This is a genomic window from Rhizobium sp. PRIMUS64 (genome assembly GCF_023006465.1).
GTDB classification, from domain to species: domain Bacteria; phylum Pseudomonadota; class Alphaproteobacteria; order Rhizobiales; family Rhizobiaceae; genus Rhizobium; species Rhizobium leguminosarum.
In genome coordinates this window covers 22,405-48,874 of record NZ_JALBGX010000041.1, presented here as the reverse complement: position 1 = coordinate 48,874, position 26,470 = coordinate 22,405, and the positions used below count along the sequence as shown (strand labels likewise).

The window sequence follows — 26,470 nt, the reverse complement described above, 5'->3', positions numbered from 1 at the left end:
GGGGTGCCGATCTCTACGCCTTGAAGATGGTCCTGATGGTCTTCAGGATGGCATGCGCACTGCGGGCATGTTCCGGGGGCAAGGAGGCGCCGTTGCGGAAACGCTCGGCGCGGCTGGCGAGATGGTCGGCGACTTCTTCCGCCAGCGCGGGGCGTTCGCTTAGCAGCGGCGCGAAGGCCTCTTGATCGATCTCATACGCGGTCACGGAGGTCAGAGCTTCCAGGGTGCAGGCTTCCTGCATGCCCGCGAGCAGGCCGGTCTCTCCGAAAAAATCACCCGGCGCGAGCCGCCCGCGCTCCTCATCTCCGTGCCGCGCCGCGATGATGCCCGCCCGCACCATCATCAGCGACGGGAGCATTTCGCCCTCCCGCACGAGGACATCGCCCTTGCGGAATTCCCGCACGGCCGTGGTCTCGGCGAGTTTCTGCTTTTCATCTGATGTCAGCGTCGCAAAGATCGGAATGGCCTCGATCAGTTCGAGCGGCGTTACACGGGGCGGTCGTGCGCTTTCTTCGGTCGGCAGATCGCCCGTCAGGACTGAGGCCGCGGCCGGAACAGCCAAAAGCAGTCCGGCCGATTTGCAGTGACGATAGACGAGATCGAGCACCTCGTTTCGTGCCGTCACCCGTTGGCTCGGGCTCGTCACCCGGAACTGCAGCTCGACCTCCAGCGCCGTGGCATCCAGCCCCTTGAGCGCCACGACCGGCGGCGGCTCGCGCACGATCGAATTGCAGCTCGCCAGCGCCGTTGCCATGACGTGCCGGACTGATGCCGGCATCCGCGTCGGAGCGATGCGGATAGTGAGGACCAGGAGATGGGTCTCGTCCGGCCGGCTTACATTCGTCAGGCCGAGCTTTGCCAGAAAACTGTTCGGCAGAACGACGACATTGTTTGCGCTGGTCAGGATGTGTGTCGCGCGCCAGTTGCTTTCGACGACGCGCCCCTCCGTACCGTCGCTGAGAAGGATCCAGTCGCCGATGATGTAGGGCCGGCCGAGCGTCAACGCGATGCCGGAGAAGACGTCGGCGAGCGTGTTCTGGAGCGCAAGGCCGAGAATAATGGCGACGACGCCCGAGGTCGCGACGAGCGTGCCGATCGGCACGCCGAAGACGAAGGCCAGAACTGACAGGGCCATGCCGATATAGACGACGCCGATGACGAGATCCTGGAGCAGGCGGGCCTCTCGCGGACTGCCCTCCAGCACCAGATACAGCCTGATGAAACCGATGACGGCCCACGCCAGATGGATCCACCAGAGCGATTTCGCGACGATGACGAGCAAAGCCTGCGGATCCTCGGATTCATATCCTTGAAACCGGTGTGGTTCGATGCCGCTGACGACGAGGATCAACGTCATCATCGCGAAGAAGAGGATTTGCACCACCAGTCGCGTCGTCGGCCGTTGGCGGGAGAGAAGATGCCAGACGACGATACCGGCCAAACCTATCGTAATGAGGGATATCAGAGGTTTACCGAAGAGCGCGTCGTCAATCATCTCTCTGTCTCCGGAATGGGGCGAGCCGCCCATGATTCAGCATCTCGACCGCCCACGCAAGCATCGGGGCTTGCGCGGGCGGTTTCGCATCGGCCCGAAAATCGGAACCGATCTTTGGAAAGCACGATGCGAGGGTTGAAAGTGTTACAGCGTCCTTTGCGCGTCTGAAAGACGCGCGGCGCTGTAATGCGGATCATTACTTCTTGAGCGGATAGGTCAGCTCTTTCTGCTTGGTATCGACGACAAAGACGGCGAGCAAGCGGGCTGGCTTCGTTTTGCTGCCGTTGGCGCTGACACCATGGCGGTCGCCCGGCATTTCGGAGAAGCTCTCTCCGGCATGATAGACCTTGACGGGGCCGTCGTTGACCTGGCTGCGGATCGCTCCTTCGAGCACGGTGGCGTAGATGAAGGCCGTATCGGGATGGGTGTGGCCTTCGGAGAAGCCGCCTGGGCCGTACTCGACCAACACGCCCTTGATGCTCTTGCCCGGTACGTTTGGAAGTTCGTGTTCATAGACGAGCGTCACCTTGGCAGCTTTGCTGCCCTCATCGGCGCTAGCGCCCGTGGCTGCCAGAAGGGCGAGCGCACCGGCGAGGAATGATGTTCTGATCATCGGAATCTCCATGGTTGCAGGGTGGGGCAGGATGCGCCCGAGTGGCCGCGTCCTCAGGGCAAGTCGGATCACTTTGGCTGGGCGGACTTTGCGAACCACTGCTCGAAGGTGATCGAGCCGAGCCGCGGGTTGTTGTCGGAAACGAGCGACTGATCGTTGAGTCTCGCGCCGAAATATTTCGCATCGGCATCGGCCTCGACGGTGCGCGGGTCCTTCATGGCCTTCAGATACCGGGCGACGAGTTCGCTGAGGCGCGCTCGTTCCGGACCTGATATCTCGATCGTCGCATTGGCGGGCGGTGCAAGAGCCACATCCGCCATGACATCGGCGACGTCGTCGGAAACGATCGGCTGCACATAGGCCGGCGACAGGCGGACCGTCTGGCCGACCGTCCCCGATTGGGCGATGCCGCCGAGGAATTCCATGAACTGCGTCGAATGCACGATGGTATAGGGAATGCCCGATGCCTTGATCAGCATTTCCTGAGCGAGCTTGCCGCGGAAATAGCCGCTTTCCTGCAGACGCTCGGTGCCGACGACGGAGAGGGCGATATGGTGCCTGACGCCGGCGAGTTTTTCGGCGGCGAGAAGATTGCGGCCCGAGGTCTCGAAGAACTCGATCACGTCCTTGTCTTCGAAGGACGGCGAATTGGCGAGGTCGAGCACAACTTCGGCGGCTGAGAGCGCCTCCGCCAATCCTTCCCCGGTGATTGTGTTGACGCCGGAGTTCGGCGATGCGGCAATCACGTCATGTCCGCGCTTGCGCAGGCGTTCGACAGTCTTCGAACCGATGAGGCCGGTTCCGCCGATGACAACGATTTTCATAATGGATCTCCGTTCGCCGCCGGGGTGCGGCAGCGTCAAGGTGAATCTTCTCAAGGAATTGCGCGGTTTAGTTCAGGCCGGCCTTATCGAGGCCGTAGGCCTTGTCGGCCGTGCCGGGCACGGTCTTGAAACCGACATTGACACGGTTCCAGGCATTGATGGCCATGACGACAAAGGTCAGGTCCGAGATTTCCTTTTCGGAAAGCTGGCCGCGAACCCGTTCGTAAATCTCGTCTGGAATGCCGCCCTCGGGAAGGTTCGTCAGCGCTTCGGTCCAGGCAAGGGCTGCACGCTCGCGGGGAACGAACAGGTTCGATTCCCGCCAGATGGCGACGTGATAGAGACGCAGTTCGGTCTCGCCGTGGATCTTTGCCTGCTTGACATGCATGTCGAGGCAAAAGCCGCATCCATTGATCTGCGAGGCGCGGATTTCGACGAGGGCCTGCAGCTTCTCGTCGATCACGCTGCTGCGCAGAGCCATGCTGAATTCCATGAACTTCTTGAAAAGCTCGGGGGACTGCTGGGCGTAGTTCAATCGCTGGGTCATGTCATTTCTCCTCTAATTAAGGATATTAGATATCCTTATGGATAAAGGATATCCTTAATTGCTGGACTGTAAAGCCATTCTCGCTTAGTCTGGCGGCATAAAGCCTATGCGCAGAAGTATGAGGGGGCAGGGATGGATATCGTTTCGGCATTGCGGACCTTTCAGCGCGTCGTCGAGACGGGCTCGTTTTCGGCGGCGGCGCACGATCTCGATGTGACGCAGCCGGCGGTCTCGCGACAGGTCGCGGCCCTCGAGGGCCATTTCAACATCCGCCTCCTGCATCGCACGACGAGCGGCCTGTCGCTGACTGCGGAGGGGGAGCGCATGCTGCCGATGGCGCTCCGGATTCTCGAAGCCGTGGAGGAGCTTGGCGATGCCGCCGGATCGGATGGAGCCGTGGCTTCGGGAAAGGTGAGGCTGAGCGTTCCCGCGCCGCTCGGCCTCTATCTCAGCGAACGGCTGGGCGATCTTCTTGCCGCCCATCCGAAACTCTCTGTGGAACTGCTCCTCAGGGAACAAGGCTCCGATATGATCGAGGAACGCCTCGACGTCGAAGTGCGTCTGGGTTCCGTCGCAGACAGCAGCCTCGTTTGCCGGCGGATCGGCTGGACGACGGCATTCCTCGTCGCCTCGCCCGCCTATCTCGCGCGCAAGGCGTCTCCGAGGACGCCGAAGGACATCAAGGACCATGAATGCCTGTGCTACAGCAGAGCCGGCGATGCCTGTTCATGGTCGTTCTCGAACGGCTCGGAAGACATATCCGTCAGGATCTCGCCGCGGCTGACCGCGTGCAGCGCCGTCGCTATTCACAGGGCGGCCCTTGCCGGCGCAGGACTGGCGGTGCTCTCCCACATCGTCGCCGTGCCGGATATCGTCGCCGGTCGGCTGATCCCTGTCATGAACGACTTTCAACCGACCCGGCTGCCGATCTATGTCGTCTATCCCTCACGAAGAAACATACCGTTGCGCGTCAAAGCGGTTCTGGACTTTCTGACCGATGCCATCGGGCAGGACCCGTCAATGTGCGCGAGCAGCGCGGGCCGGCGGTGGGAGGGATGACCGTCGGCGGGCGGCTTATCGTGCACGGCGGAAGCTGCAGCGGGTTTGGCGCCGGGCGGATTTGCCGTCATTGGCCTTGCCTCGCCAGTTTCCGCCTTGCCTAAAGGCCGCGAATCCTGCCAAGTCCTCCGATCATGCAATTTGCGCGGCAACAAGACGAAGCCCTGAAGGCTGTTTCGAAATGGCTGAAGGAAGGGCGCTCGCCGCTCTTTCGCCTGTTCGGCTACGCCGGGACAGGGAAGACGACGCTTGCCAAGCATTTCGCCGAGAATGTCGATGGCGACGTGCTGTTTGCCGCCTTTACCGGCAAGGCGGCGCAGGTGCTGCGCTCGCGCGGCGCCTCCAACGCCCGGACGATCCATTCGCTGATCTATCGGCCGCGCGGCGAGGAGGCGGTGGAAGACGAGGAAACAGGCAAGACCTCGATCGCGCCGATGTTTTCGATCAACCGGCAGAGCCCGGTCGCGAAGGCGGCGCTGATCATCGTCGACGAATGCTCGATGGTCGACGAGGCGCTCGGCAAGGATCTAATGAGCTTCGGCACGCCGATCCTGGTGCTCGGTGATCCCGGCCAGTTGCCGCCGGTTACCGGTGGCGGCTACTTCACCAATCAGGAGCCGGACTACCTGCTCACCGATATCCACCGCCAGGCGCGCGACAATCCGATCATCAAGCTCGCCATGCAGGTGCGCGAAGGCAATGAGGTGATGTACGGTGACTACGGCACGGCCAAGGTGATCTCGAAGAACGAGGTCACGCAGCAATTGGTCCTCGACGCCGACCAGGTGCTCGTCGGCACCAATAGGACGCGTCGGCGCTACAATCAGCGCCTGCGCGAGCTGAAAGGCTTCAATGCCGATTATCCCCAGACCGGCGACAAGCTCGTCTGCCTGCGGAATGATCCAGCCAAGGGCCTGCTCAACGGTTCGCTCTGGCAGGTAATGACCTCGTCCAAGGAAACGACGAAGCCCGGCATCAATCTGCTCGTCCGCCCCGAAGACGATGACATGGACCGCGGGGCTGCGAAGATCAAGCTGCTGAAGCAGGCCTTCGAGGACGTCGAGGGCGAGATCCCCTGGAACACCCGCAAGCGCTATGACGAGTTCGACTACGGCTATGCGCTCACCGTTCACAAGGCGCAGGGTTCGCAATGGAATGATGTCGTGCTCTTCGACGAGAGCTGGGCGTTTCGCGACACGCGGGAACGCTGGCTCTATACCGCGATCACCCGCGCGGCGGAGACGCTGACGATCGTTCGCTGATCCCATCGCACCCGCAGGTCGCATCTGCTGATCGGACAGAAGAAAGAGGAGACGGTGGCGGCCGTCGGGGCGTGATTCAGGCCTGCACGATGCCGAGCAGAACTGCCTTGGCGATAGCCTGGAAGCGGTTGTTGGCGCGGAATTTAAGGATGATTCCGGCCTCCAGGTCACGGGTTTCGTCATGCTTCAGGTCGAGCGCCCGGGCGATGCGTTGGGTGGAATAACCCTCCGCCATCAGTTCCAGGCAACGCCGCTCCTCTGCGGTCAGGCTTGCACTGTCCTGATTGTCGTTTAACGGCGGCTCCTCGACGCTGCCGTCGTAATCCAGGAGGTCGCCGACCTGCTGGAGCTGGCGGTGCAGCGTCGACATCTCCGCCGTCAGTTCGCGCTTGCGTACCTGCAAGGCCTCGCGGAACATCGCCTCGGCCGTTTCCTGCGAATCAGCGTTGCGGAGTTCGTCCATCAATTCCTGGATGACCGCGATCGGCATGCCTGTATCGCGGCAGACTGTGATGACGGCCATGCGCATCACATCATCCTGGCCGTAGACCCGCATCAGGCCGATGCGGTTGGCTGAAATCAACCCTTTCTCTTCATAGAAATGCAGTGTCCTGTGCGTGACGCCGAATGCGTTTGCCATGTCGGCAATGGGCACCGGACCGTCCGGTAGATCCGGCGGTAGCGCGGCTGAAGGCAGGAACCGATATTTCGATCGGGCCTCCGAAGCGATACCGGCGGTGGCAAACAGGCGTTTGGAACCGTCTGGCATGAACCCTCCTGGGGCATGTTGTTGCACCTCATGCGGTTTTGCCAGTTGCTTCCCATGCGCGGCGAGTGGGGTTTCCTCTAGGCGTTCTTCTCAGTGGGAAAGAAGCAGTACGCGGCGTACTCTACGCGATACGATGTCCACGTTATGCGTGAACGATCTTTTTTATAAGTGCTAAAAATAATCTCTTTTAAATGGGATAGCAACTTTACCGGCATATTTTGCCGGGTTCTTGGGTGTGTTGCACAAAAACATGTGCTGCACTGCGGGATCTGGCGGTCCTCTTCAAAGCCGACGGGATTTACTATCTGCGGTACGCGCGCGGCAAATGCTCAGCGTAATTTCGGTGCCCATCAGCGATTGGCATCGCATCCATTTGTGAATCTCGTTGGCCATCGCGGAGCAGTTGGCTTAAAAGCAGGGGCCTCCCATTTCCGTGACCGATGGATCTCGCCATGTCCGCCAAGCTCTCCGTGAACCTCAACGCCGTCGCCATGCTGCGCAACCGGCGCGACCTGCCCTGGCCGAGCGTCGAAGCGCTCGGGCGTATCGCGCTGAAATCTGGTGCGAGCGGCCTGACGGTGCATCCGCGCCCCGACCAGCGGCACATCCGCTTTTCCGACCTGCCTGTGATCCGCAACCTGATCGACGACGAATTCCCCAAGGCCGAGTTCAATATCGAGGGCTATCCCACAGAGGAATTCTTCGAACTCTGCGCCGGGGCGGCACCCGAACAGGTGACGCTGGTGCCTGACGATCCCGCCCAGGCGACCTCCGATCACGGCTGGGATTTCCGCAAGCACCAGGCGTTCCTGACGGATGCCGTCGCGCGGCTGAAGACGATGGGATGCCGGGTGTCGCTGTTTGCCGATGGTGACGGGGACGCACAGGCGGTTGAGATCGCCAAGGCGGTCGGCGCCGATCGGATCGAACTCTATACCGGCCCCTATGGCGGTTGCTTCGACGCGCCGGAGCGGGCAGGCCCAATTCTTGAAGCGCTTGGACGGACGGCCGATGCAGCCGTCGCAATCGGCCTCGCCGTCAATGCCGGCCACGATTTGACAGTGGAAAACCTGCCAGCGCTGGTGAAGCGCATTCCCGCTCTTGCCGAGGTTTCGATCGGTCACGGGCTGACCGCCGATGCGCTGGAATATGGCATGGCGGAAACGGTGCGGCGCTTTTGCCGGGCCTGCGGGCAGGCGGTCTGATTAGGGCGTCTCTTTCAGTGCTTTGACTGGAATCGAACCGCGACGCTTCTGATCGCGATTCACACAGTGCGCCGCGCAGGAAGAGTCTGAAATGAAGAAGTTTTTCGCGTCAAAAGTCCGGTGGCGCTGCATCCCTGCAGCAAGCGCAGGGATGCAGCGAAAGGCTCAATGGGCGGCATAGCCTCAGGCGGTCAGGGCCGCCTTGTGCTCCACGAAGAAATCCTTCAGCGGCTGCGGCTGTTTGCCGGTCAGCTTGGTGAAGTCTTCGGTGACGATGTCGAACTTGCCGGCACGGGTGTTGGCGTCGGCAGAAACCAGCATGTCGGCGACGAAACCGGGAAGGCCGGCGCCGCGCATGCCCTGGCCGAGTTGTTCATCATTGACGTCGATCACCTCTAGCGGCTTGCCGGCGACCTCGGAAACGATGGCGGCGATCTGCCGGTTGTTCAGCGATTGCGCGCCGCTCAGCGTATAGGTGGCGCTCTCCGAGGTGCCAGAGGCAAGGGCTGCGGCAATCGCCAGGGCGCAGTCGTCACGCGAGATGGTCGAGACCTTGCCGTCGCCCGTGGCGCTATACCATTTGCCACCCTGCAGGTTGTGCGGCATGCCGTGCAGGTAATTGTCGTGATACCAGGCGTCGCGGATGATCGTATGGGCGATGCCGCTTGCCTTGATGGCGTTTTCACTGCCGAGATGATCGGGTGCGAAGGTGACAAGCGAATCCTCGGGCGCGGGCATAGAGGTATAGGCGATGTGCTTGACGCCAGCCTTGACGGCCGCTGCAACGGCGCCCTTGTGCTGGGCGAGGCGCTTGCCGGGAGTGTCCAGCGCATCGGTGCTGATGATCAGCAGCCGGTCGACGCCGGCGAAAGCCTTCTCCAGGCCTGCCGCGTCATCGAAATCGGCCTTGCGGGTGACGACGCCCTTCTTTTCGAGTTCGGAGAGCTTTTCCGGGCTGCGCGTCGCCGCGACAATGTTGCCGGGAGCGACCTTGTAGGTCTCGATGAGGTGATGGATGACACGTTGGCCGAGCTGCCCGGCAGCGCCGGTGACCAGGATGATTTCGCTCATACGTCGTTTCCTTCTGTGTTGGCTGTGTTGTGTAGGTGGTCTCAAAAAGAGAGTAACACTAGAATAGGAATTGACCTGGCTGTGTAAAGGAGGCAGTTTTTAGGCTCTACGTTACCAAAAGGGAACCAGCAGATGAGCGGTGCGGTTGTCAGTCTGAAGAACAGGGTGCCGGGGGCGCGGCGCGAGATCGATCTCGCGGGCCTCGATTTCGGCAATTGCCCGGTCAGAGACATGATGCAGCAGATCGGTGGCAAATGGTCGACGCTGCTACTCGAGGTGTTGGCGGATCGGCCTTATCGCTTTGGCGAGCTGCGGCGGATGATCCCCGATATATCGCAGCGCATGCTGACGCAGACGCTGCGCGACCTGCAGAGGGATGGTTATATCGACCGCGAGGTCTTCCCGACCAAGCCGCCGAGCGTCGAATATTCGATGACCGAACTTGGACGCTCCCTCTACCAGCCGCTGTCGCAGCTTCTGAACTGGGCGGAAGCGAACCATGATGCCGTTCGCGCCGCCCGTTCTCAATTTGATTCCGCCGACAAATAGACCGCTTTCCTCTACTTGCCGCGTCCTTCCGTCAGGAACAGCAGGAAGGCCAACGCCGGGAAGCAGAAGCCGATCCAGGCCGTCATCGTCCAGCCTCCGGTCGCATAGGCCCAGCCGCCGAGCGCCGAGCCGAGCGCGCCGCCGGCAAAAAAGGTTGCCATGAAGAGGCCGTTGAGCCGGCTGCGGTGTTCCGGGTTCAGCGCATAGATGGCGCGCTGGCCACAGACGAGATTGGTCGTCACGCCGAAATCGAGAAGGATTGCCGCTGCCGTCAAGAGCAGCAAAGCACCAAGCGAGCCATCGCTGGCGAAATGGCCGATCAGGAAGGCAGCCATGCCGAGCAGCATGGCAAGCGTCGAGGCGATCTTCGTCATGCCGCGGTCGGCAAGCCGGCCGGCGATCGGCGAAGCGACGGCGCCGGCCGCACCTGCAAGCGCGAAGAGGGCGATGCCGTTCTGCGTCAGGCCGAAGGCCGGGCTCGCGAGCAGCAGCGGCGTCGTCGTCCAGAACAGGCTGAAGGCGCCGAACATACCGGCCTGATAGAGCGCCCGGCGCTGCAGGACGCGCGAGGTGAGCGCCAAATGGCCCATGGAGGCGAGCAGTTCGCCATAGCGCAGCTTCGTTTTCGGCACGCGAACCGGCAGGTTGATGCGCAAGACGACGGCGAGCACGAGCATGAGCGCTGCGGTGACGTAATAGACCACGTGCCAGGAGGAGGCCTCGGCGACGAAGCTTGCGAAGGGGCGGGCGAGCATGATGCCGCAGAGCAGGCCGCTCATGACGTTGCCGACGACCTGGCCGCGCGTTGCATCCGGCGCCATATTGGCGGCGAAGGGAACCAGGACCTGAACTGCGACAGATGAAAGACCGATAGAGAGCGAGGCGATGAGGAAGGTCGTGGGCGTCGACGACAGCGCCGCGCCGATGAGCGCGACTGCGGAGACGGCGATCAGCATCAACACCAGACGGCGGTTTTCGGTGAGGTCGCCGAGCGGCACGATCAGCAGCAGGCCGAGGCCGTAGCCGATCTGTGTCAGCGTGACGATCAGACCGGTGGCGGCAGGCGTGAAGCCGAGATCGGCACTGATCGGGCCGGCCAGCGGCTGGCCGTAATAGAGATTGGCGGCCACCAGCCCGCAGGCGGCGGCGAAAAGGAAGGTTAGCCAGGGGGATAGCGCCCTGGGAATGGCCTCATCCGGCGTGGTGGCTGAAATGCTCATCAGAAACTCCGGTATTCAAAGATTGAAAGGATTGAATGCAAAAATGCTGGCTGCGACCACCCGATCCTTGACCGAATGCCGGTATTTCTCTCGTCCACGGTGTGGACTGTTCAGGTCACGAGCTTCATCGCGGCCTCGGCGGCAGACATCATCTCTTCGCTGCTGCGTCCTGTTTTGCCGATGACGCGCAGGCCCTTGGTAAAGCAGAGGAAGGCGAGGGCGGCGGCATCCGGGTCTACTGTTTTCGGAATGGTGCCATCTGCCTGGCCGATGCGGATGAGATCGGCCATCAGCTTTTCGTCCGCGGCAAAGGCCGTCACGACGTGGGCAGCGGCTTCTTCGTCAAGCAGGGCGAAGTCGTTGGCGCCGCCAACGACCAGACAGCCTTTGCGGCCGGCTTCGCCATAGGAGAGCTCGGTATAATACATCACCATCTGGAAGACCTTCTCGCGACCGGTCTTCGCAGACGCGATCATCGCTTCCAGCCGCCGTCGGCCGAGTTTTCGATAATGGGCGAAAGCAGCGAGAAAGATGCCGCGCTTATCCTTGAATGCTTTGTAGATGCTCCCCGAAGCAAGGCCCATTGCTTCGGTCAATTCGCTGATGGAGGCGGCATGGTAGCCGCGTTCGGAAAAGACGCGCAGCGCTGCATCGAGTGCTGCGTCCATATCGAACTCACGCGGACGGCCACGGCTGCGGGTCTTTGCTTCTGGTGTGAGAGTGGCAACGGTCATGGCGCCTAATTAGGGAATGAACGTTTCCAAATCAAGTGAAATTTCTGCGACGCAGCAAATTCAGAGGTCGAGCACCCAGTTCTGGCCGTTCGCCTCGGGGCCGAACATCTTATGTCTCTCCTCGGAGACAAGGCGAAAGCCCGCCTTGACGTAGATGGCGCGGGCGGTCTCCAGCATGTCGTTGGTCCAGAGCGAGAGTTCGCGGTAGCCCTTCTGCCGGGAAAAGTGGATGCATTCGTCGACCAGCAGTTTGCCGAGCCCGAGACCGCGGGCTGATTTGTCGACATAGAGCAGGCGAAGCTTGGCGATGCCGTCGCCGCCATTGGTGACGAGGACCGAACCGACATTGATGCCGCCGCGTTCGGCGATCCAGCAATATTCTTTGGCCGGATCGAAATTGGCGAGGAATTTTCCGGCGACCTCGGCGACCAGCGCCTCGAAGCGCAGATCCCAGCCATACTCTTCTGCGTAGAAGCGGCCCTGGCTCTGAACGATCCAGCCGATATCGCCGGCGCGGTGGGCGCGGATGATGGCCGGCGCGGGCTTCGCCGCCGGGTCGAGCAGCGCGCGGATCGTGTGCATGGCGGAGACGGCGGCTTCCGGTTCGCCAGTCGCCAAGCGATCGAAACGAGCGGCGATCTGCGCATTGGAGCGTCGGCTGAGTTCCTCGAACGTCTCTCGTCCCTGATCGGTGACAATGATGACCTGGCTGCGAAGATCTGCCGGGTCGGGGCTGGTTTCGATCAGCCCTTCGGCGCGAAAACGCTTTAGGATGCGGCTGAGATAGGCCGGGTCGAGCTGCAGGTCGCGGGCAAGCGCTACAGCGCTGATGCCCTCATGCGAGCCGATCTCGAAGAGGATGCGGGCATCGGTCAGCGTGAAGGGCGTGTCGAGATAGGCCTTGTTCAAGAGGCCGAGGAAGTTCGTATAGAAGCGGTTGAAATCGCGGGCGGTTTCGATGAGCGATAGGTTAGACATGATGATCTCCAAATGGAGATCTTGTCAGACCGCTGATAAAGTCGGCCAACTACTCTCGTCATGCTCGGGCTTGTCCCGAGCATCTGCATCGGGTGCAGCAGATCCTCGGCATGAGGCCGAGGAGGACGCCGAGTCAAGAACGAGGTTTGTCAACAAGCCGACAAGAATCTCCAGATGGAGATCTTGTCCTGCATTTAATGGACTGAGTCAACTAATTCGCTGATGTCAGGCCGCTTCTTCTTCGGCGGTCTCGTCTGCACCGAGCGCGAAATCGACCGCCGCCCGCGCATGGATCGCTGTGGTGTCGAAGCCCGGCAGCGGCAAATGGTCGGGATCGAGGATCAGGCAGATCTCGGTGCAGCCGAGGATGATGCTGTCGGCGCCGTTGTCGATGGCGTGTGCAATCACCGCCATGAGCTTGTCGCGAGAGCTGTCGAGCACTTTGCCGGCGCAGAGTTCGTTGAAGATGATGTCGTGCACGGTCGTGCGGTCGCTAGCATCTGGCACCATGATATCAACACCAAGGCTCTTCATGCGGTCGCTGTAGAAGCCGTGCTCCATCGTGTAGCGAGTGGCGAGCAGCAGCGGGCGCTTCCGGCCGGCCGCATGCAGCGATTTCGCCGTCTCGTCGATGATATGAATCAGTGGCACAGAGATCTTCTCCGCGACCTTGTCGGCAATCAGATGCATGGTGTTGGTGCAGATGAGGATGCAGCCGGCGCCGGCGATCTGCAGGCGCAGAGCCACGTCGGCGAGGCGACGGGCAGCCATATCCCAGTCGCCGGCCTTCTGAAGGGCGACGATCTCCTCGAAGTTGACCGAATGCAGGATGAGTTCGGCCGAGGCGAGGCCACCCTTGCGGTCACGAACCATCTCGTTGACGACACGGTAATAGACCGCCGAACTTTCGAAACTCATGCCGCCGATCAGGCCGATCGTTTCCATTTCTTCATGCTCTCCATGCTTCTGAACTTCGAAAATGATGCCGCAATCCCGGCGCGGCGTGTTTGCGTTGTTTGTCTCTCGTTTCAGATTGGTGATGGGATTTTGCGTCATTTTATGAAATCATGCAAAAAAGAGGCGAGAGGTTTATGTTCGACACATGCTTGATGATCGCGACAGACGCATTCTGGACATGCTGCAGAAGGATGCGGGCATATCCGTGACCGACCTTGCCGAGCGCGTGGCGCTTTCGGTGTCGGCGTGTTCGCGGCGCATCCAGCGGCTGGAGGAGAGCGGCCATATTGCCCGGCGCATCGTCGTGCTCGATCGGGACAAGATGGGCGTGCCGACAACGGTCTTCGCGCTGGTCAAGACGGCACATCATTCCGACGAATGGACGGAGACCTTCCGCAGGATCATCAGTGACATTCCCGAGATCGTCGAAGCGCACCGGCTGACCGGCAACCACGATTACATCCTGAAGATCGTGCTGCCGCGCGTCGAGCATTACGATGTGATCTACAAGCAGATTGTGCGCAAGATCGAGCTCTTCGACGTCTCGGCCTCGATCTCGATGGAGCTTCTGAAGGGCGGCACGGCAATCCCTGTGGGGTACGCCGATTGAGTCAGCTCCACCGACCGGGATGCAGGGGAGGTATGCCGAAACGGGAGTTGCAACCTTTGCGGCGAAGGCCACATTGGCTTTGAGCGAAATGGCGCAAAGGGGCAGGTCGTGAGCGATCATCATGTCGTCGTTGTCGGCGGCGGTTTCGGCGGGCTGCAGCTCGTCAACGGGTTGAAGGGTGCCGGCGTCAGGATCACGCTGGTCGACCGGCGCAATCACCATCTCTTCCAGCCGCTGCTCTATCAGGTGGCGACCACCATTCTCTCCACCTCCGAGATCGCCTGGCCGATCCGCCGCCTCTATGCCGACCGGCCTGACGTGACAGTGCTGCTCGGCGAGGTCACGGGCGTCGACAGTGGCGCGAAGACTGTTTCCTTACGCAACGGCATGACTCTTGGTTACGATACGCTGGTGCTGGCCACCGGAGCGACGCATGCCTATTTCGGCCATGACGAATGGGAGCCGGTGGCGCCCGGCCTGAAGACGCTGGAAGATGCGACGACGATCCGCCGGCGCGTGCTGCTTGCCTTCGAGAAAGCGGAGATGGAGTCCGATCCGGCCGTGCGCGATGCGCTTTTGACCTTCACCATCGTCGGGGCCGGGCCGACCGGTGTCGAGCTGGCCGGCATCATTGCCGAGCTTGCGCATTTCACGCTGCCCAAGGAATTCCGCAACATCGATACGCGCAAGACCCGCGTCGTGCTGGTCGAGGCTGGGCCGCGGGTGCTGCCGACCTTCGCTGAAGAGCTTTCGACCTATGCGCAGAAGGCGCTGGAGAAACTCGGGGTCGAGATCCATCTCGGCAAGCCGGTGACCGAATGCAGCGCCGACGGCGTGAAGATCGGCGAGACCTTCGTTGCCAGCCGGACGATCGTCTGGGCAGCCGGGGTCACCGCCTCGCCGGCGGCGCGGTGGCTTGATGTTGCAGCCGACCGGGCAGGGCGGGTCGTGGTCGAGAAGGATCTGAGCGCGCCTGGTCTGCCCGACGTCTTCGTCGTCGGCGATACCGCGTCGGTCATGCGCGAGGACGGCAAGCCGGTGCCGGGCATTGCGCCCGCCGCCAAGCAGCAGGGCGGTTACGTCGCCAAGGTCATTCGCGCCCGCATATCCGGCAAACCGGCACCGGCGCCTTTCCGTTACTGGCATCAGGGCAGCCTGGCGACGATCGGCAAGAGTGCGGCGATCATCGATTTCGGCCGGATCAAGCTGAAGGGTTGGATCGCCTGGTGGATCTGGGGCCTTGCCCATATCTACTTCCTGATCGGCACCCGCTCGCGCTTCTCCGTCGCCTGGAGCTGGCTGTGGATCTATCTGAGCGGCCAGCACAGTGCCCGGCTGATCACCCAGAGGGAAACGATGCGGGAGGAGGGGTAGCTCTTCTCCTGTCCTCCAGAGGCTGAGCCTCGAAGCAGCGATATGGCCAAGCTTGACATATCTTCGGATAGGCCTTTACGGTTCGGCTCGCGCCTTCCGAAAACCACCGGAGGTTACGCATCCGACCGTAGCTATTAGCGGATAGAGGTTCCAATGCGCCGATTCACTTCTCACGAAAATAACATTCGAAATTCTGAGAAGTTGGTGGTTCATGCGCACTTTGAATCTGGGCATTCTCGCCCATGTGGATGCAGGCAAGACTAGCCTTACCGAAAGACTGCTTTTTGAGGCCGGGGTGATCGACAAGCTTGGCAGCGTCGATACCGGCAATACACAGACGGACACTCTCGAACTCGAGCGGCAACGCGGCATCACGATCAGGGCCGCGGTGGTGTCTTTTGTGATTGGCGAGAGGGTCGTCAATCTGATCGACACACCCGGTCACCCGGATTTCATCGCCGAGGTCGAGAGGGTGCTCGGATTGCTGGATGCCGCGGTCGTCGTCGTTTCGGCGGTCGAGGGCGTGCAGGCGCAGACGCGCGTGCTGGTCCGGGCGCTGCGGCGGCTCGGCGTTCCCTTCATCTTCTTCGTCAACAAGGTCGATCGTCCCGGCGCGCGCTATCGGGATGTGATGGAGGCTCTTGCCGCGCAGCTGTCGGTCCGCCCCATCGCCATGTCCTCGGTGATCGACGCCGGAGCCAAGCTTGCCCGCGTGGGGGCGCTCGCTCCGGGAGACGAGCCGCTGTTTTCGGCGCTCTGCGAGACGCTCGGGGAAAATGACGAGGCGCTGCTCGATGACTATGTCGTCGCTCCCGATCGGCTGACGGAGGCAAGGCTCGGGCGCTGCCTGGCTGACCAGGTGGCGAGAGGCCTCGTGCATCCCGTCTTCGCGGGCGCTGCGATGACCGGCGCCGGCATCCCCGCTTTGGCATCGGCCATTGCGACGATCCTGCCCGAGCGGCGCCCCGATCCGGATGGTCCGGTGGCGGGCAAGATCTTCAAGATCGAACGCGGCTGGGGCGGGGAAAAGCTCTCCTACATCTACCTGAACTCCGGCACGGTGCGGCTCCGGCAATCTCTGGGCCTGCCCAAAGGCCCGGAACGGGTTACCGCGATCCATGTGTTCGAGGCCGGCCGGGTTCATGGCGCCGAGAGCCTCCGCGCCGGGCAGATCGCGCGCGTCAGCGGCCTTGCCGGCGCCCGCATCGGTGATGCTGTGGGCGGAAATCCTTTGGGCGAGTGGGCTCACTTCGCGCCGCCCGCGCTCGAAACCCGCGTTCTTGCCCGTCGGCCTTCCGACAAGGCGACGCTCTGGCTGGCGCTTAACCAGATGGCCGAACAGGATCCCCTGATCAATCTGCGCCGGAACGAGGAGGCGGACGAAGTCTACGTGTCGCTTTACGGCGAGGTGCAGAAGGAGGTTATCCAATCGACCCTGCTGACGGATTTCGGCCTCGAGGCAAGGTTCGAGGAGAGCACGGTCATCCTGGTCGAGAGGCCATTAGGGACCGGGAGCGGCCTGCAGATCCTCTTCAAGGAGCCCAATCCGTTTCTCGCGACCGTCGGCCTGCGCGTCGAGCCGCGCGCCCCTGGAGCAGGCAACAGCTTCGCGCTCGAAGTAGATGTCGGCCAGATGCCGGTCGCCTTTTACCGGGCGGTCGAGGAAACCGTGTTCGAGACGCTGAAGCAGGGGATTTTCGGCTGGCAGGTCGCCGATTGCCACGTGGCGATGACGGCAGCCCGCCACAGCTCGCCCGCAAGCACCGCCGCCGATTTCCGGCAGCTGACGCCATGGGTGCTGGCAGATGCGTTATTGGCCGCGCAGACGGTTCTATGCGCGCCGATCGATCGCTTTTATCTCGAAGCGCCGGTGGAGTGCTTGAACGGCTTGCTGACCCTGCTTGCGAAATCTGCCGCGACGACGATGGATTCCGTGATCGCCGACGGCATGGCCAGGCTGGAAGGCACTATGGCGTCCGCGATGATCCAGAGCGTCCAGCAGCAATTGCCGGGCCTGACGAGCGGGGCAGGGACCATGGAAACCTGCTTCGATCACTATGCCCCGATGGCCGGTCCGCCGCGCTCGCGCCAGCGCTCAGGACCCGATCCGTTCAACGGTGCCGAATATCTGTTGAGTCTGCATCGACATGTCGAAGGCATGTCGTGAATCCTGAGCCAGGAGCGCGGCGACTACCGATCTTGGCCAAAAAAGGCGGCCCCCGAAGGAGCCGCCCTCGTTCCTCAAGCCGCCAGCGAGGCGATGTCGATGACGAAGCGGTAGCGGACGTCGCTCTTCAGAACGCGTTCATAGGCTTCGTTGACCTGCTGGATGTTGATCTTCTCGATCTCGGAGACGATGTTGTGCTCGCCGCAGAAGTCGAGCATTTCCTGGGTTTCCTTGATCGAGCCGATCATCGAGCCCGAAATGCTCTTGCGGCCGGGGATGATCGAGAACGCGTGCACGGGGATCGGGTTTTCCGGCGCGCCGACTACCACGAAGGAACCATCCACCTTCAGGAGGCCGAGATAGGCATTCCAGTCGATCTCGGCGCTGACGGTGCAGATGATCAGGTCGAACGTGCCGGCAAGCTTCGTGAAGGTTTCCGGGTCGTTGGTGGCGTAATATTCCTTGGCGCCGAGCTTCAGCCCATCTTCCTTCTTGGAAAGGCTCTGGGAGAGAACGGTGATATCGGCGCCCATGGCGGCGCCGAGCTTGACGCCCATATGGCCGAGGCCGCCCATGCCGACGATCGCGACCTTCTTGCCGGGGCCGGCATTCCAGTGGCGCAGCGGCGAATAGAGCGTGATGCCGGCGCAGAGCAGCGGCGCGGAGGCATCGAGCGGCAGATTGTCCGGAATGGACATGACATAGCCTTCCCTGACGACGATCGAGTCGGAATAGCCGCCCTGGGTGCGTGTCTTGCGGTCGGCTTCGAAGTCATTGTAGGTGCCGGCGAGCCCGGGCATATACTGTTCCCGATCGAGGTCGCGCTCGGCGCAGCCGATGCAGGAATCGACGAAGCATCCGACGCCGACGCGATCGCCGACCTTGAACTTGGTCACATCAGAGCCGACGGCCGAGACGATGCCGGCGATCTCATGGCCCGGCACGATCGGATAGACGGCGTTCTTCCATTCGTTGCGGACAGTATGGATGTCCGAATGGCAGATGCCGGCAAACTTGATGTCGATAACGACGTCATCGGGGTTCGGATCGCGGCGTTCGAAGGTGAAAGGGGTCAGCGGCTTGGAAGCGTCGGTCGCGGCGTAGCCTCTTGCAATAGGCATGGGAACCATCCTTTTCGATTGTGGGTAGGGGTTGAAAGAGATGGTGGACTATTGCCCGGAACGGCGGCAGAGGGTTAGAGCGATCCTCTCAGCTTTTTGCACGATCCTGCAAAAGTGAGGCGCCAGCCTGTTTGCGAAATGGCGAAGGCACTCTAGATAAGAGCGGTATCGCCGGTGTCAGAGAGTTGACAGAAAGAGTTGCCGCATGACCTTGCCCTTCAGCCCCTATCAGGAAATTGTCGATATCGCGATGCGCTTCGCGACCGGTGACGGCGAGTTCGCGACTGATATCGGCAATCTTCACATCAGCCGTCGGTCCAAGCCCAGCGATCCGCTGCACAGCAGCTATCGGCCCTGTTTTGCCTTTGTCCTGCAGGGGGCCAAGAGCCTGCGCCTCGGCGCGGAACTTATCAGCTATGGGACTGGCGACTATCTGCTGACCTCGCTCGATCTGCCGGTCGCCTGGCGCGTCACGGAGGCGAGCCCTGAGGTTCCGCATCTCTGCCTGGGGCTGGCAATCGATTCCGAAAAGCTGCTGGAGTTGCTCAGCCGCATCGATATTCCGCGCCCAGCCGCCGATACCGACGGGCAGCGCGGGATGGCGGTGAACGTCGCTCCGCCGGAGCTCCTGGATGCTGCCGTCCGCCTGTTGCGCTTGCTCGATCGTCCAGGCGACATTCCTGCCATGGCGCCGCTGATCGAACAGGAAATCCTCTACCGGGTGCTGACCGGGCCGGATGGCGCGCGGCTGATCAACATCGCCACTGCAGACAGCCACAGCAACAGGGTTGCGCGCGCCGTCGCATGGCTGAAGGAGAATTTCGCGCGGCCACTGCGCATCGAAGACCTTGCCGAGCGCGTCAGCATGAGCGTGTCGTCTTTCCATCATCACTTCAAGTCGGTCACGGCGATGACGCCGGTGCAGTATCAGAAGCAGCTTCGCCTACACGAGGCGCGCCGTCTGATGCTCGTGGAGCGCCTCGATGCGGGCACGGCCGGCCACCGCGTCGGTTATCAAAGCCCGTCGCAGTTCAGCCGCGAATACAGCCGCCTCTACGGCGCCTCGCCGGCCCGCGATGTCGACGGCGCCCGCGACGTCATGGCGGCGGAATAGAGCTGCGCGCGTCTGGAAGCCAAGTATTGTCGAGTTTTGTCGTCTGATCAGTCGAAGCAAAGCGACGATGGCGAGAGCTGCGGTGATGACTGCTGCGACCATCTGGTATTTCATCGGCTTTCCCTCATCGCCAGATTTCAGTTGTTGATCGCGATGATCGCCCAATGGCTCGCCTCGCAGGCGGTGTCGTCGCAGACCGCGCCCATCCAGACGGCGCCGCCTGCCATCATGACGCCGTCGCTGTTGACGAAGAGATCCTCGTATTGCTGGCGTCCGACGGCGCGGCGCGTCTCGGGCGTCACGAGATCGTCGAAATTGTCGATGAAATCCTCAGCGTTCTCGACGTCGTAGGTCTGGCCGTTGGCCTTGACCGTCAGCGGGTATTCGGCAAGGCCGGCGATGGTCTCGGCGTCGCCTGAGCGCATAGCCCGAACAAGTTGGCGCAGCGGCCGGTCGAAGCTTGCGGCATCGCCGTGTAGTTCCTCGATGCGGTTATAGACGTCGCTGTCGGACTGCGCGAGAGCGCTTGAGCCGCCAAGGAGGATTGCTCCGAGCAGGAGATGAGCTGCAGACAGGCGTGACATCGAAGCCTCCGGGCAAATGGTATAGCGCGATATTATGCGGTCGCCGAGGATTCGCGCCTATCCAATTCTGGTGTTTCATCGCGGTTTCACGTATTAAAAAAATCTATCTGGACTTCTTGACGACCTGATCGGTTTATCGCATAAACCTCGCGAACCGTACCGTACGGTACGTATATGGGAGCCATGACCGTGTCTGTCGATACCGCAGAGCCGAGCGAATTTTCGCCGCGCCAGAACGCCGTTCTGGAGCAGGCGCTGCGATTGCTCGTCGATGGCGGCGAGAAGGCGCTGACGACTTCGGGCGTCGCGCGCGCAGCCAATTGCTCGAAGGAAAGCCTTTACAAGTGGTTCGGCGATCGCGACGGTCTGCTATCGGCGATGATTGCCTATCAGGCGAGCAAGGTGCGCACCTTCGAGCGCAATGGAGAGCGGCTGACGGCGGCGAGCCTGCACGACCATGTCGTCATTTTCGCGCGTGACCTGCTCGAGGTGCTCGCCGGCGACGTCTCGCTGGCACTGAACCGGTTGGCGATCGGCCAGTCGAACCGTGACGGCTCGAAGCTCGGTAAGCTGCTGCTCGAGCGCGGCCGTCGCCAGATCGACCGGCGCGCCATGGCGCTGATCGATGCGGGGAAGAGGGCAGGGCTCCTGCGTTTTTCCGATGCCGACGAGGCTTATCACACGCTTTACGGCTTGATCGTTTCCGACCTGCATGTGCGCATGCTGCTTGGTGAGCCAGGCCTCAAGGATACCGCGCGCCAGGCGGAGAGGGCGGTCACCGCCTTCCTCAGGCTTTATGGCACGGACAAGGTTCTGGCGGAGATGCCGGTTCTCGGTTGATTCCGCTTTAATGACAGTCAACAAGACAAGCAAAGGGAAGGAACTTCAAATGCGCGTCTACTACGATCGTGATGCCGATCTCAACCTCATCAAGTCCAAGAACGTCGTCATCGTCGGCTACGGCTCCCAGGGTCGCGCGCACGCGCTGAACCTCAAGGACAGCGGCCATGCAAACGTGGTCATCGCTCTCAAGGCCGGCTCGCCGACCATCAAGAAGGCAGAGGCCGACGGCTTCAAGGTCATGACCGTTGCCGACGCTGCCAAATGGGGTGACCTCCTGATGATGGCTACGCCTGACGAACTTCAGGCCGACATCTACAAGGCCGACATCGCCGGCAACATCCGCGACGGCGCTGCGATCGCTTTTGCACACGGCCTCAACGTTCATTTCGGCCTCATCGAGCCGAAGGCATCGCTCGACGTCGTCATGATCGCGCCGAAGGGTCCGGGCCATACGGTTCGCGGCGAATACCAGAAGGGCGGCGGCGTTCCCTGCCTCGTTGCCGTTCACCAGAACGCGTCCGGCAATGCGCTTGAACTGGCGCTCTCCTACGCCTGCGGCGTCGGCGGCGGTCGCTCGGGCATCATCGAAACCAACTTCCGCGAAGAATGCGAAACCGACCTCTTCGGCGAACAGGTCGTTCTCTGCGGCGGTCTGGTCGAGCTCATCCGCGCTGGCTTCGAAACGCTGGTTGAAGCCGGCTACGCGCCTGAAATGGCCTATTTCGAATGCCTGCACGAGGTGAAGCTGATCGTCGACCTGATCTATGAAGGCGGCATCGCCAACATGAACTACTCGATCTCGAACACGGCCGAGTGGGGCGAATACGTCTCCGGCCCGCGCATCATCACCGCCGAGACCAAGGCCGAGATGAAGCGCGTGCTCAAGGACATCCAGACCGGCAAGTTCACTTCCGATTGGATGCAGGAATACCGTGCCGGCGGCTCGCGCTTCAAGGGCATCCGCCGCATGAACGACAGCCACCAGATCGAGGAAGTCGGCGCCAAGCTGCGCGGCATGATGCCCTGGATCGGCAAGAACAAGTTGGTCGACAAGTCGGTCAACTAAGCGGTTTCAAGATTCTGCGGTTGGAGGCCGGGGCGAAAGCTCCGGCCTTTACCGTTCTGCGCTCACGGTCAGCCAGCGGGTCGGCTTGCCGTCATAGCCGCCGCCGTCGCTCTCGCTGATGGCGATGTTCCCCCAGCCGCCGTTCGTCAAAAGCTCCGACAGCCATTCGGCGGAGGGATAGTTGTAATACCGCCCAAAGCTGTCATGGCCTTCCGCATCGCCTGCCTTGAAGGTCGCATGAATGATGCCGCCTGTCCTCAGGGCGCGCCGGATGCGGGCGAAGACATCGGGCAACTCGCGCCTCGGGACGTGGAGAAGGCTTGCCTGCGCCCAGACACCGTCGAAGGCGCTGTCGGCGTCGAGCTCTTGGAACAGCATGACCCTGACCGGTCTGCCGATCAGAACTTCCGCTTGTCTTGCAAGCTTGGCCGAGCCATCCGTCGGCATAACGTCGAAACCCTGCGACAGCATGTAGGCGCTGTCCTGCCCGCCGCCGCAGCCGAGTTCGAGGATTGCCGCACCGGGTGCAAGGCCAGCGAGGAAGGCATCGAGCCGCTGCTTTGGCAGGCTGCGCGCCCGGTTGACATACGTCTCGGCATTTTCCTCGTAGAAGGCGGAGGTGCAGTCAGGAGGCATGCTGTTCGGCCGATCGCGGGCGTCGGTTGGATTGAAGATGTTTTTCGGGAAGCCGGTCCGCGTCGATGATGTCAATGACGACAATCCCTTCCGATGCCACCCGGTAGAAGGCGACGTGGCGCATGTGGAGGAGCCGGCGAAGGCCAGCGCCGAGTTCGTCGCACTCTTCTCCCATGGAGGGAGCGTGGGAAAGAAGCACGAAAATCCTGTCCCAGTCGAGAAGATAGGCGTCTGCCTGCGCCTCGCCGAAGTTGAGGCAAGCATATTCGTCGATGCCTGATAGCACGGCGTCCGCGGTTCGGGTCAGCCTATAGGTTGTTGTCACGCAGCTTGGCCTTCGTTTCCGACAGGATGTCGGGAATGCGTCGATCGCTCGGGCCGCTTTCCTCGGCCTGCCTCAGGATGTTGCGCAGTTCTTCGTCGTCTAGTTTGTGATGGAGCTGATCCTTCAGAATGAGCTCCGCCAGGAATGCGCCGGCACTGCTGTATCTGCCGCTTGCGACACGATTTTCGACGTATTCCGCCAGATGATCCGGAAGCGAGATCGTCATTTTCGCCATTGGATTCGTGCCGCCCGCACATGCCGGTTTTCAGCCATTTCAGATGCCAGATTACCATTTTCCATTTTGTGATAGAAGCGTTGTGCTGCGCCGTCGAGGGCTTGGGTCACATGAGGATAAGTCTTTTTATCGATAGGGATGGCGCGTTCGAGATCCTTGAAATGGGCGTCGCACGTCAGGATATCGGCATCATGGCGTTCCGCGGTCGCATAAATGATCGCATCGACAGTGGCGAATTTATGAGTTGCCGATATTTCGGCAGCACGGCGGGCAAGTGTCGTGTCGAGCGAAACAACCATGCATGTCGCGGTATAGGCGATGAAGCTGTCGACGGCTTCTTCGTCCTTTTCGCGTGCCAGCCATTTGGAAAGCTCGCGCGGAATATATCGCCAGCCCGACGACGTTGCGGGCGAGGCGGAGAGCGGCGCCCACCATGTGGGTGTTGACGCCGCCGTTCGCGTGGAACGTCTGGAGTTCAGGTCGGGATGAGGCGGGTCCAGCCGTGCTCATCGTTCGTTACGCCCTTCTGCAGACTGACGAGCTGCTGGCGCAGTTCGCTGGTCAACTTGCCGGTCTGTCCGTCTCCGACCAGAAACTCGCCGCCGGCATGTCGAACCAGGCCGATGCCCGCCAGGACTGCGGCAGTGCCGCAAGCGAAGGCTTCGACGAGCCTGCCACTGGCAGCGTCTTCTTGCCATTCCGCGAACGAGTAGGGGCGCTGCTCGACGCGCAAGCCCCTTTCTTCGGCGAGCACGATCACGGAGGCCCGGGTGATGCCCGGCAGGATCGTGCCGCCAAGGGGCGGGGTCACCACTGATCCATCGTTCATCACGAAGAAGACATTCATGCCGCCGAGTTCTTCGACCCAGCGATGCTCTGCGGCGTCCAGGAAGACGACCTGATCGCAACCCTTCTTCGACGCCTCGGCTTGCGCCACGAGGCTGGCTGCGTAGTTTCCGCCGCATTTTGCAGCGCCAGTGCCGCCGCTGGCTGCACGGGTGTATTCGGTCTCGACCCAAAGGGAGACGGCCTTCGCGCCACCCTTGAAGTAGGCGCCGACCGGAGAGGCGATGATGCAGAAGACATATTCCAGAGCCGGACGAACGCCGAGAAACGCCTCATTGGCGAACATGAAGGGTCGAAGGTACAGGCTGGCGTCGCCGGACGGAATCCAGGCCTTGTCAACGCGGACCAGTTCTTCGACCGCTTTCAGGAAGAGTTCTTCGGGCACAGGAGGCATCGCCATGCGGGTCGCCGACTGCGCGAAGCGGCGTGCGTTCTCTTCAGGCCGAAAGAGCAGGATCCGGCCATCGTCTGACTTGTAAGCTTTCATGCCCTCGAAGATTTCCTGAGCGTAGTGCAGCACGGCGCTCGCAGGATCGAGCTCCAGGGGCCGCCTGGGGGTAACCTTCGCATCGTGCCAGCCCTTGTCGGCAGTCCATCGTGCCAGGACCATATGATCCGTGAAGACCTTGCCGAAGCCGGGCGTCTCCAGTGCCTGGATGCGATCGGCTTCCGAGACGGGAGACTTGTGGAGTTCGATTTTGATTTCAGGAGAGGCCGACGTTACGGTCATTGCTGGCACCTTGATAGTAAATTGAATAGTGGCGGCGACACTACCGCCGCCGAGCTGGTCTTGGAAAGGTCTGAATCAGCCGGTTTCGGCTTTGATCAGAGGAATAATCGCTTGATGTGGCTGACGTCGAGCAGCAAATTCGGGATCGAGCGCCGTCGCAAAGACGTTCGCTAATCTCGCACCAAGACTTTGGAATATAAGATTTTCAACTTGTCACCATGACAAGAAAATAGGTCAGCAATGTTGACATAATTTCCGCCGCATGGTTTGTCGGCGATATAGAAAATACGAGGAAACCCCATGCTGAACTGGGACACCATGTTTGCGTCGCGCTCGTCGCGCATGCGCGCATCCGAAATCCGTGAACTCCTGAAGCTTCTCGACAGGCCCGACATCATCTCCTTTGCCGGCGGCATTCCGGATCCGGCGCTCTTTCCGGATCGGGAGTTCAAGCAGGCCTATGCCGATATCTTCGACGGCGCCGCCGTCAATTCGGCGCTGCAATATTCGGTCAGCGAAGGCTACAAGCCGCTGCGCGAATGGCTGGTTGGGCAGATGGCCGCTCTCGGCATTCCTTGCGAACTCGACAATGTCTTCATCGTGTCCGGTTCGCAGCAGGGCCTCGATTATCTCGGTAAGCTCTTCCTGTCACCAAACGACACCGCGCTCGTGACATGGCCGACCTATCTGGGCGCGCTGCAGGCCTTCAACGCCTATGAACCGGCCTACGACCAACTGACGCCGAACGGCAACCGGACGCCCGAGTCCTACCGCGCGGCCGCTTCCGCTGCCGGCGGCAAAGTGAAGTTCGCCTATCTCTCCTCCGACTTCTCCAATCCGACCGGCGAAACCGTCGATCTTGATGGCCGCAAGAAGGTCCTGGCGCTGGCGGAAGATCTCGACATCGCCGTCATCGAGGATGCGGCCTACCAGTCGCTGCGTTACGACGGCGATCCGATCCCGCCGATCCTGGCGCTCGAAATCGCCGAGAAGGGCCATATCAACGATACGCGCACGATCTATTGCGGCAGCTTCTCGAAGACGCTGGCGCCCGGCCTTCGCGTCGGCTTCATCGTCGCCAATGCGCCCGTCATCCGCAAGCTGGTGCTGATGAAGCAGGCGGCCGACTTGCATTCTTCGACGATCAACCAGATGGCGATATCAGATGTCGCCGAGCGCGGCTTCGATGCGCAGGTCGCCAAGATCAAAACCGCCTACAGCCAACGCCGCGACTGCATGCTGACCGCACTCGAAAAATACATGCCTGAAGGCATCAGCTGGACGAAGCCGGAAGGCGGCATGTTCATCTGGATTACGTTGCCGGATGGCATGGACGGCGCCAAGCTGCTAGCGAAATCACTCGAAACCGCCAAAGTCGCCTTCGTGCCCGGCAAGGCTTTCTTCGCCGATGGTTCCGGCGCCAACACCTTCCGCGTCAGCTTCTCCTGCGCCAACGAGCAGATGATCGAGGACGGCATCGGCCGCCTCGGCGCGCTGATCTCGGCCGAACTCGGCGGCTGATCCAGGCTGGCGCCG

The 26,470-nt window shown here is 61.5% G+C and carries 27 protein-coding genes and 1 pseudogene; 11 read left to right on the top strand and 17 right to left on the bottom strand.

The features are described from left to right. Nucleotides 1-13: 13 nt before the first annotated feature. The 4 genes from MOV76_RS17835 to MOV76_RS17820 all read right to left on the bottom strand — a co-directional run bounded on the left by MOV76_RS17835 (nucleotide 14) and on the right by MOV76_RS17820 (nucleotide 3,479). Nucleotides 14-1,495, bottom strand: coding sequence for a cyclic nucleotide-binding domain-containing protein (locus MOV76_RS17835; protein WP_018242789.1), 1,482 nt, complete (start codon nucleotides 1,493-1,495; stop codon nucleotides 14-16). A gap of 196 nt (nucleotides 1,496-1,691) precedes the next feature. Beyond that, a complete protein-coding gene (locus MOV76_RS17830) occupies nucleotides 1,692-2,108 on the bottom strand; it encodes a cupin domain-containing protein (protein ID WP_018242788.1) in 417 nt (138 codons plus the stop codon). A gap of 68 nt (nucleotides 2,109-2,176) precedes the next feature. Continuing rightward, a complete protein-coding gene (locus MOV76_RS17825) occupies nucleotides 2,177-2,932 on the bottom strand; it encodes an SDR family oxidoreductase (protein WP_247264998.1) in 756 nt (251 codons plus the stop codon). A gap of 67 nt (nucleotides 2,933-2,999) precedes the next feature. Then, the gene (locus tag MOV76_RS17820; RefSeq protein WP_018242786.1) at nucleotides 3,000-3,479 is read right to left on the bottom strand and encodes a carboxymuconolactone decarboxylase family protein; all 480 of its coding nucleotides are present in this window, start codon (nucleotides 3,477-3,479) and stop codon (nucleotides 3,000-3,002) included. A gap of 132 nt (nucleotides 3,480-3,611) precedes the next feature. Here MOV76_RS17820 and MOV76_RS17815 point away from each other — a divergent pair, with 132 nt between their 5' ends. Both MOV76_RS17815 and MOV76_RS17810 read left to right on the top strand, forming a co-directional pair. After that, complete coding sequence (locus MOV76_RS17815) at nucleotides 3,612-4,538, top strand: LysR family transcriptional regulator (RefSeq protein WP_247264997.1); 927 nt, start codon at nucleotides 3,612-3,614, stop codon at nucleotides 4,536-4,538. Nucleotides 4,539-4,672: 134 nt separating this feature from the next. Beyond that, nucleotides 4,673-5,800 (top strand): ATP-dependent RecD-like DNA helicase, encoded by a 1,128-nt coding sequence (locus MOV76_RS17810; protein WP_247264996.1) that lies wholly within the window; start codon nucleotides 4,673-4,675, stop codon nucleotides 5,798-5,800. Between the two features lie 76 nt (nucleotides 5,801-5,876). Here the strand turns inward: MOV76_RS17810 and MOV76_RS17805 are convergent, their stop codons facing one another. Then, complete coding sequence (locus MOV76_RS17805; RefSeq protein ID WP_018446495.1) at nucleotides 5,877-6,569, bottom strand: MerR family transcriptional regulator; 693 nt, start codon at nucleotides 6,567-6,569, stop codon at nucleotides 5,877-5,879. Nucleotides 6,570-7,021: 452 nt separating this feature from the next. Here MOV76_RS17805 and MOV76_RS17800 point away from each other — a divergent pair, with 452 nt between their 5' ends. Continuing rightward, the gene (locus MOV76_RS17800; RefSeq protein ID WP_028732794.1) at nucleotides 7,022-7,774 is read left to right on the top strand and encodes a pyridoxine 5'-phosphate synthase; all 753 of its coding nucleotides are present in this window, start codon (nucleotides 7,022-7,024) and stop codon (nucleotides 7,772-7,774) included. Nucleotides 7,775-7,957: 183 nt separating this feature from the next. Here the strand turns inward: MOV76_RS17800 and MOV76_RS17795 are convergent, their stop codons facing one another. Further along, nucleotides 7,958-8,845 carry an SDR family oxidoreductase gene (locus MOV76_RS17795; RefSeq protein WP_247264995.1) on the bottom strand — a complete coding sequence of 296 codons (888 nt, stop codon included), beginning with the start codon at nucleotides 8,843-8,845 and terminating at the stop codon, nucleotides 7,958-7,960. Between the two features lie 132 nt (nucleotides 8,846-8,977). Here MOV76_RS17795 and MOV76_RS17790 point away from each other — a divergent pair, with 132 nt between their 5' ends. Further along, nucleotides 8,978-9,394, top strand: a complete 417-nt coding sequence (locus MOV76_RS17790) for a helix-turn-helix domain-containing protein (protein WP_018446493.1) — start codon at nucleotides 8,978-8,980, stop codon at nucleotides 9,392-9,394. A gap of 11 nt (nucleotides 9,395-9,405) precedes the next feature. Here the strand turns inward: MOV76_RS17790 and MOV76_RS17785 are convergent, their stop codons facing one another. From MOV76_RS17785 to MOV76_RS17770, 4 genes are all read right to left on the bottom strand, one after another. Beyond that, nucleotides 9,406-10,614: an MFS transporter gene (locus tag MOV76_RS17785; RefSeq protein WP_018446492.1), complete on the bottom strand. Its 1,209-nt coding sequence runs from the start codon at nucleotides 10,612-10,614 to the stop codon at nucleotides 9,406-9,408. A gap of 110 nt (nucleotides 10,615-10,724) precedes the next feature. Further along, entirely contained in the window at nucleotides 10,725-11,348 is a 624-nt protein-coding gene (locus MOV76_RS17780) for a TetR/AcrR family transcriptional regulator (RefSeq protein WP_247264994.1), read from the bottom strand. A 60-nt stretch (nucleotides 11,349-11,408) separates the two neighbouring features. Further along, nucleotides 11,409-12,326: a helix-turn-helix domain-containing GNAT family N-acetyltransferase gene (locus MOV76_RS17775; RefSeq protein ID WP_247264993.1), complete on the bottom strand. Its 918-nt coding sequence runs from the start codon at nucleotides 12,324-12,326 to the stop codon at nucleotides 11,409-11,411. Between the two features lie 225 nt (nucleotides 12,327-12,551). Further along, complete coding sequence (locus MOV76_RS17770; RefSeq protein ID WP_247265004.1) at nucleotides 12,552-13,271, bottom strand: aspartate/glutamate racemase family protein; 720 nt, start codon at nucleotides 13,269-13,271, stop codon at nucleotides 12,552-12,554. A gap of 157 nt (nucleotides 13,272-13,428) precedes the next feature. On the opposite strand from MOV76_RS17770, the gene MOV76_RS17765 reads away from it, so the two are divergent. The 3 genes from MOV76_RS17765 (at nucleotide 13,429) to MOV76_RS17755 (ending at nucleotide 17,434) form a co-directional block, all read left to right on the top strand. Further along, nucleotides 13,429-13,893, top strand: coding sequence for an Lrp/AsnC family transcriptional regulator (locus tag MOV76_RS17765; protein WP_018446488.1), 465 nt, complete (start codon nucleotides 13,429-13,431; stop codon nucleotides 13,891-13,893). Nucleotides 13,894-14,001: 108 nt separating this feature from the next. Next, entirely contained in the window at nucleotides 14,002-15,267 is a 1,266-nt protein-coding gene (locus tag MOV76_RS17760) for an NAD(P)/FAD-dependent oxidoreductase (protein ID WP_247264992.1), read from the top strand. Between the two features lie 211 nt (nucleotides 15,268-15,478). Beyond that, a complete protein-coding gene (locus MOV76_RS17755; RefSeq protein WP_247264991.1) occupies nucleotides 15,479-17,434 on the top strand; it encodes a translation factor GTPase family protein in 1,956 nt (651 codons plus the stop codon). A gap of 74 nt (nucleotides 17,435-17,508) precedes the next feature. Here MOV76_RS17755 and MOV76_RS17750 read toward each other — a convergent pair whose 3' ends face one another. Further along, complete coding sequence (locus tag MOV76_RS17750) at nucleotides 17,509-18,555, bottom strand: NAD(P)-dependent alcohol dehydrogenase (RefSeq protein ID WP_018242772.1); 1,047 nt, start codon at nucleotides 18,553-18,555, stop codon at nucleotides 17,509-17,511. A 205-nt stretch (nucleotides 18,556-18,760) separates the two neighbouring features. Here MOV76_RS17750 and MOV76_RS17745 point away from each other — a divergent pair, with 205 nt between their 5' ends. Beyond that, nucleotides 18,761-19,669 (top strand): AraC family transcriptional regulator, encoded by a 909-nt coding sequence (locus MOV76_RS17745; RefSeq protein WP_018446484.1) that lies wholly within the window; start codon nucleotides 18,761-18,763, stop codon nucleotides 19,667-19,669. A 137-nt stretch (nucleotides 19,670-19,806) separates the two neighbouring features. Here the strand turns inward: MOV76_RS17745 and MOV76_RS17740 are convergent, their stop codons facing one another. Next, nucleotides 19,807-20,253, bottom strand: a complete 447-nt coding sequence (locus MOV76_RS17740; RefSeq protein WP_247264990.1) for a hypothetical protein — start codon at nucleotides 20,251-20,253, stop codon at nucleotides 19,807-19,809. 174 nt (nucleotides 20,254-20,427) lie between these two features. On the opposite strand from MOV76_RS17740, the gene MOV76_RS17735 reads away from it, so the two are divergent. Both MOV76_RS17735 and ilvC read left to right on the top strand, forming a co-directional pair. Next, entirely contained in the window at nucleotides 20,428-21,093 is a 666-nt protein-coding gene (locus MOV76_RS17735) for a TetR/AcrR family transcriptional regulator C-terminal domain-containing protein (protein WP_018242769.1), read from the top strand. A 49-nt stretch (nucleotides 21,094-21,142) separates the two neighbouring features. Beyond that, on the top strand, nucleotides 21,143-22,162 hold the full coding sequence (gene ilvC / locus MOV76_RS17730) for a ketol-acid reductoisomerase (RefSeq protein ID WP_026188461.1): 1,020 nt from the start codon (nucleotides 21,143-21,145) through the stop codon (nucleotides 22,160-22,162). Nucleotides 22,163-22,210: 48 nt separating this feature from the next. Here the strand turns inward: ilvC and MOV76_RS17725 are convergent, their stop codons facing one another. From MOV76_RS17725 to MOV76_RS17705, 5 genes and pseudogenes are all read right to left on the bottom strand, one after another. Beyond that, entirely contained in the window at nucleotides 22,211-22,798 is a 588-nt protein-coding gene (locus tag MOV76_RS17725; protein WP_018446481.1) for a bifunctional 2-polyprenyl-6-hydroxyphenol methylase/3-demethylubiquinol 3-O-methyltransferase UbiG, read from the bottom strand. Beyond that, nucleotides 22,788-23,123 (bottom strand): type II toxin-antitoxin system RelE/ParE family toxin, encoded by a 336-nt coding sequence (locus tag MOV76_RS17720; protein ID WP_018242766.1) that lies wholly within the window; start codon nucleotides 23,121-23,123, stop codon nucleotides 22,788-22,790. Before MOV76_RS17720 ends, MOV76_RS17725 begins: the two co-directional genes overlap by 11 nt. After that, a complete protein-coding gene (locus tag MOV76_RS17715; RefSeq protein WP_018242765.1) occupies nucleotides 23,107-23,358 on the bottom strand; it encodes a type II toxin-antitoxin system ParD family antitoxin in 252 nt (83 codons plus the stop codon). The genes MOV76_RS17720 and MOV76_RS17715 overlap by 17 nt, the downstream gene beginning before the upstream one ends. 122 nt (nucleotides 23,359-23,480) lie before the next feature. Continuing rightward, nucleotides 23,481-23,732 (bottom strand): annotated as a pseudogene (locus MOV76_RS17710) (PIN domain-containing protein); the annotation flags it as partial. Between the two features lie 101 nt (nucleotides 23,733-23,833). After that, the gene (locus tag MOV76_RS17705) at nucleotides 23,834-24,934 is read right to left on the bottom strand and encodes a branched-chain amino acid aminotransferase (RefSeq protein ID WP_018242762.1); all 1,101 of its coding nucleotides are present in this window, start codon (nucleotides 24,932-24,934) and stop codon (nucleotides 23,834-23,836) included. A 300-nt stretch (nucleotides 24,935-25,234) separates the two neighbouring features. Here MOV76_RS17705 and MOV76_RS17700 point away from each other — a divergent pair, with 300 nt between their 5' ends. After that, on the top strand, nucleotides 25,235-26,455 hold the full coding sequence (locus tag MOV76_RS17700) for a PLP-dependent aminotransferase family protein (RefSeq protein WP_247264989.1): 1,221 nt from the start codon (nucleotides 25,235-25,237) through the stop codon (nucleotides 26,453-26,455). Nucleotides 26,456-26,470 lie beyond the last annotated feature (15 nt).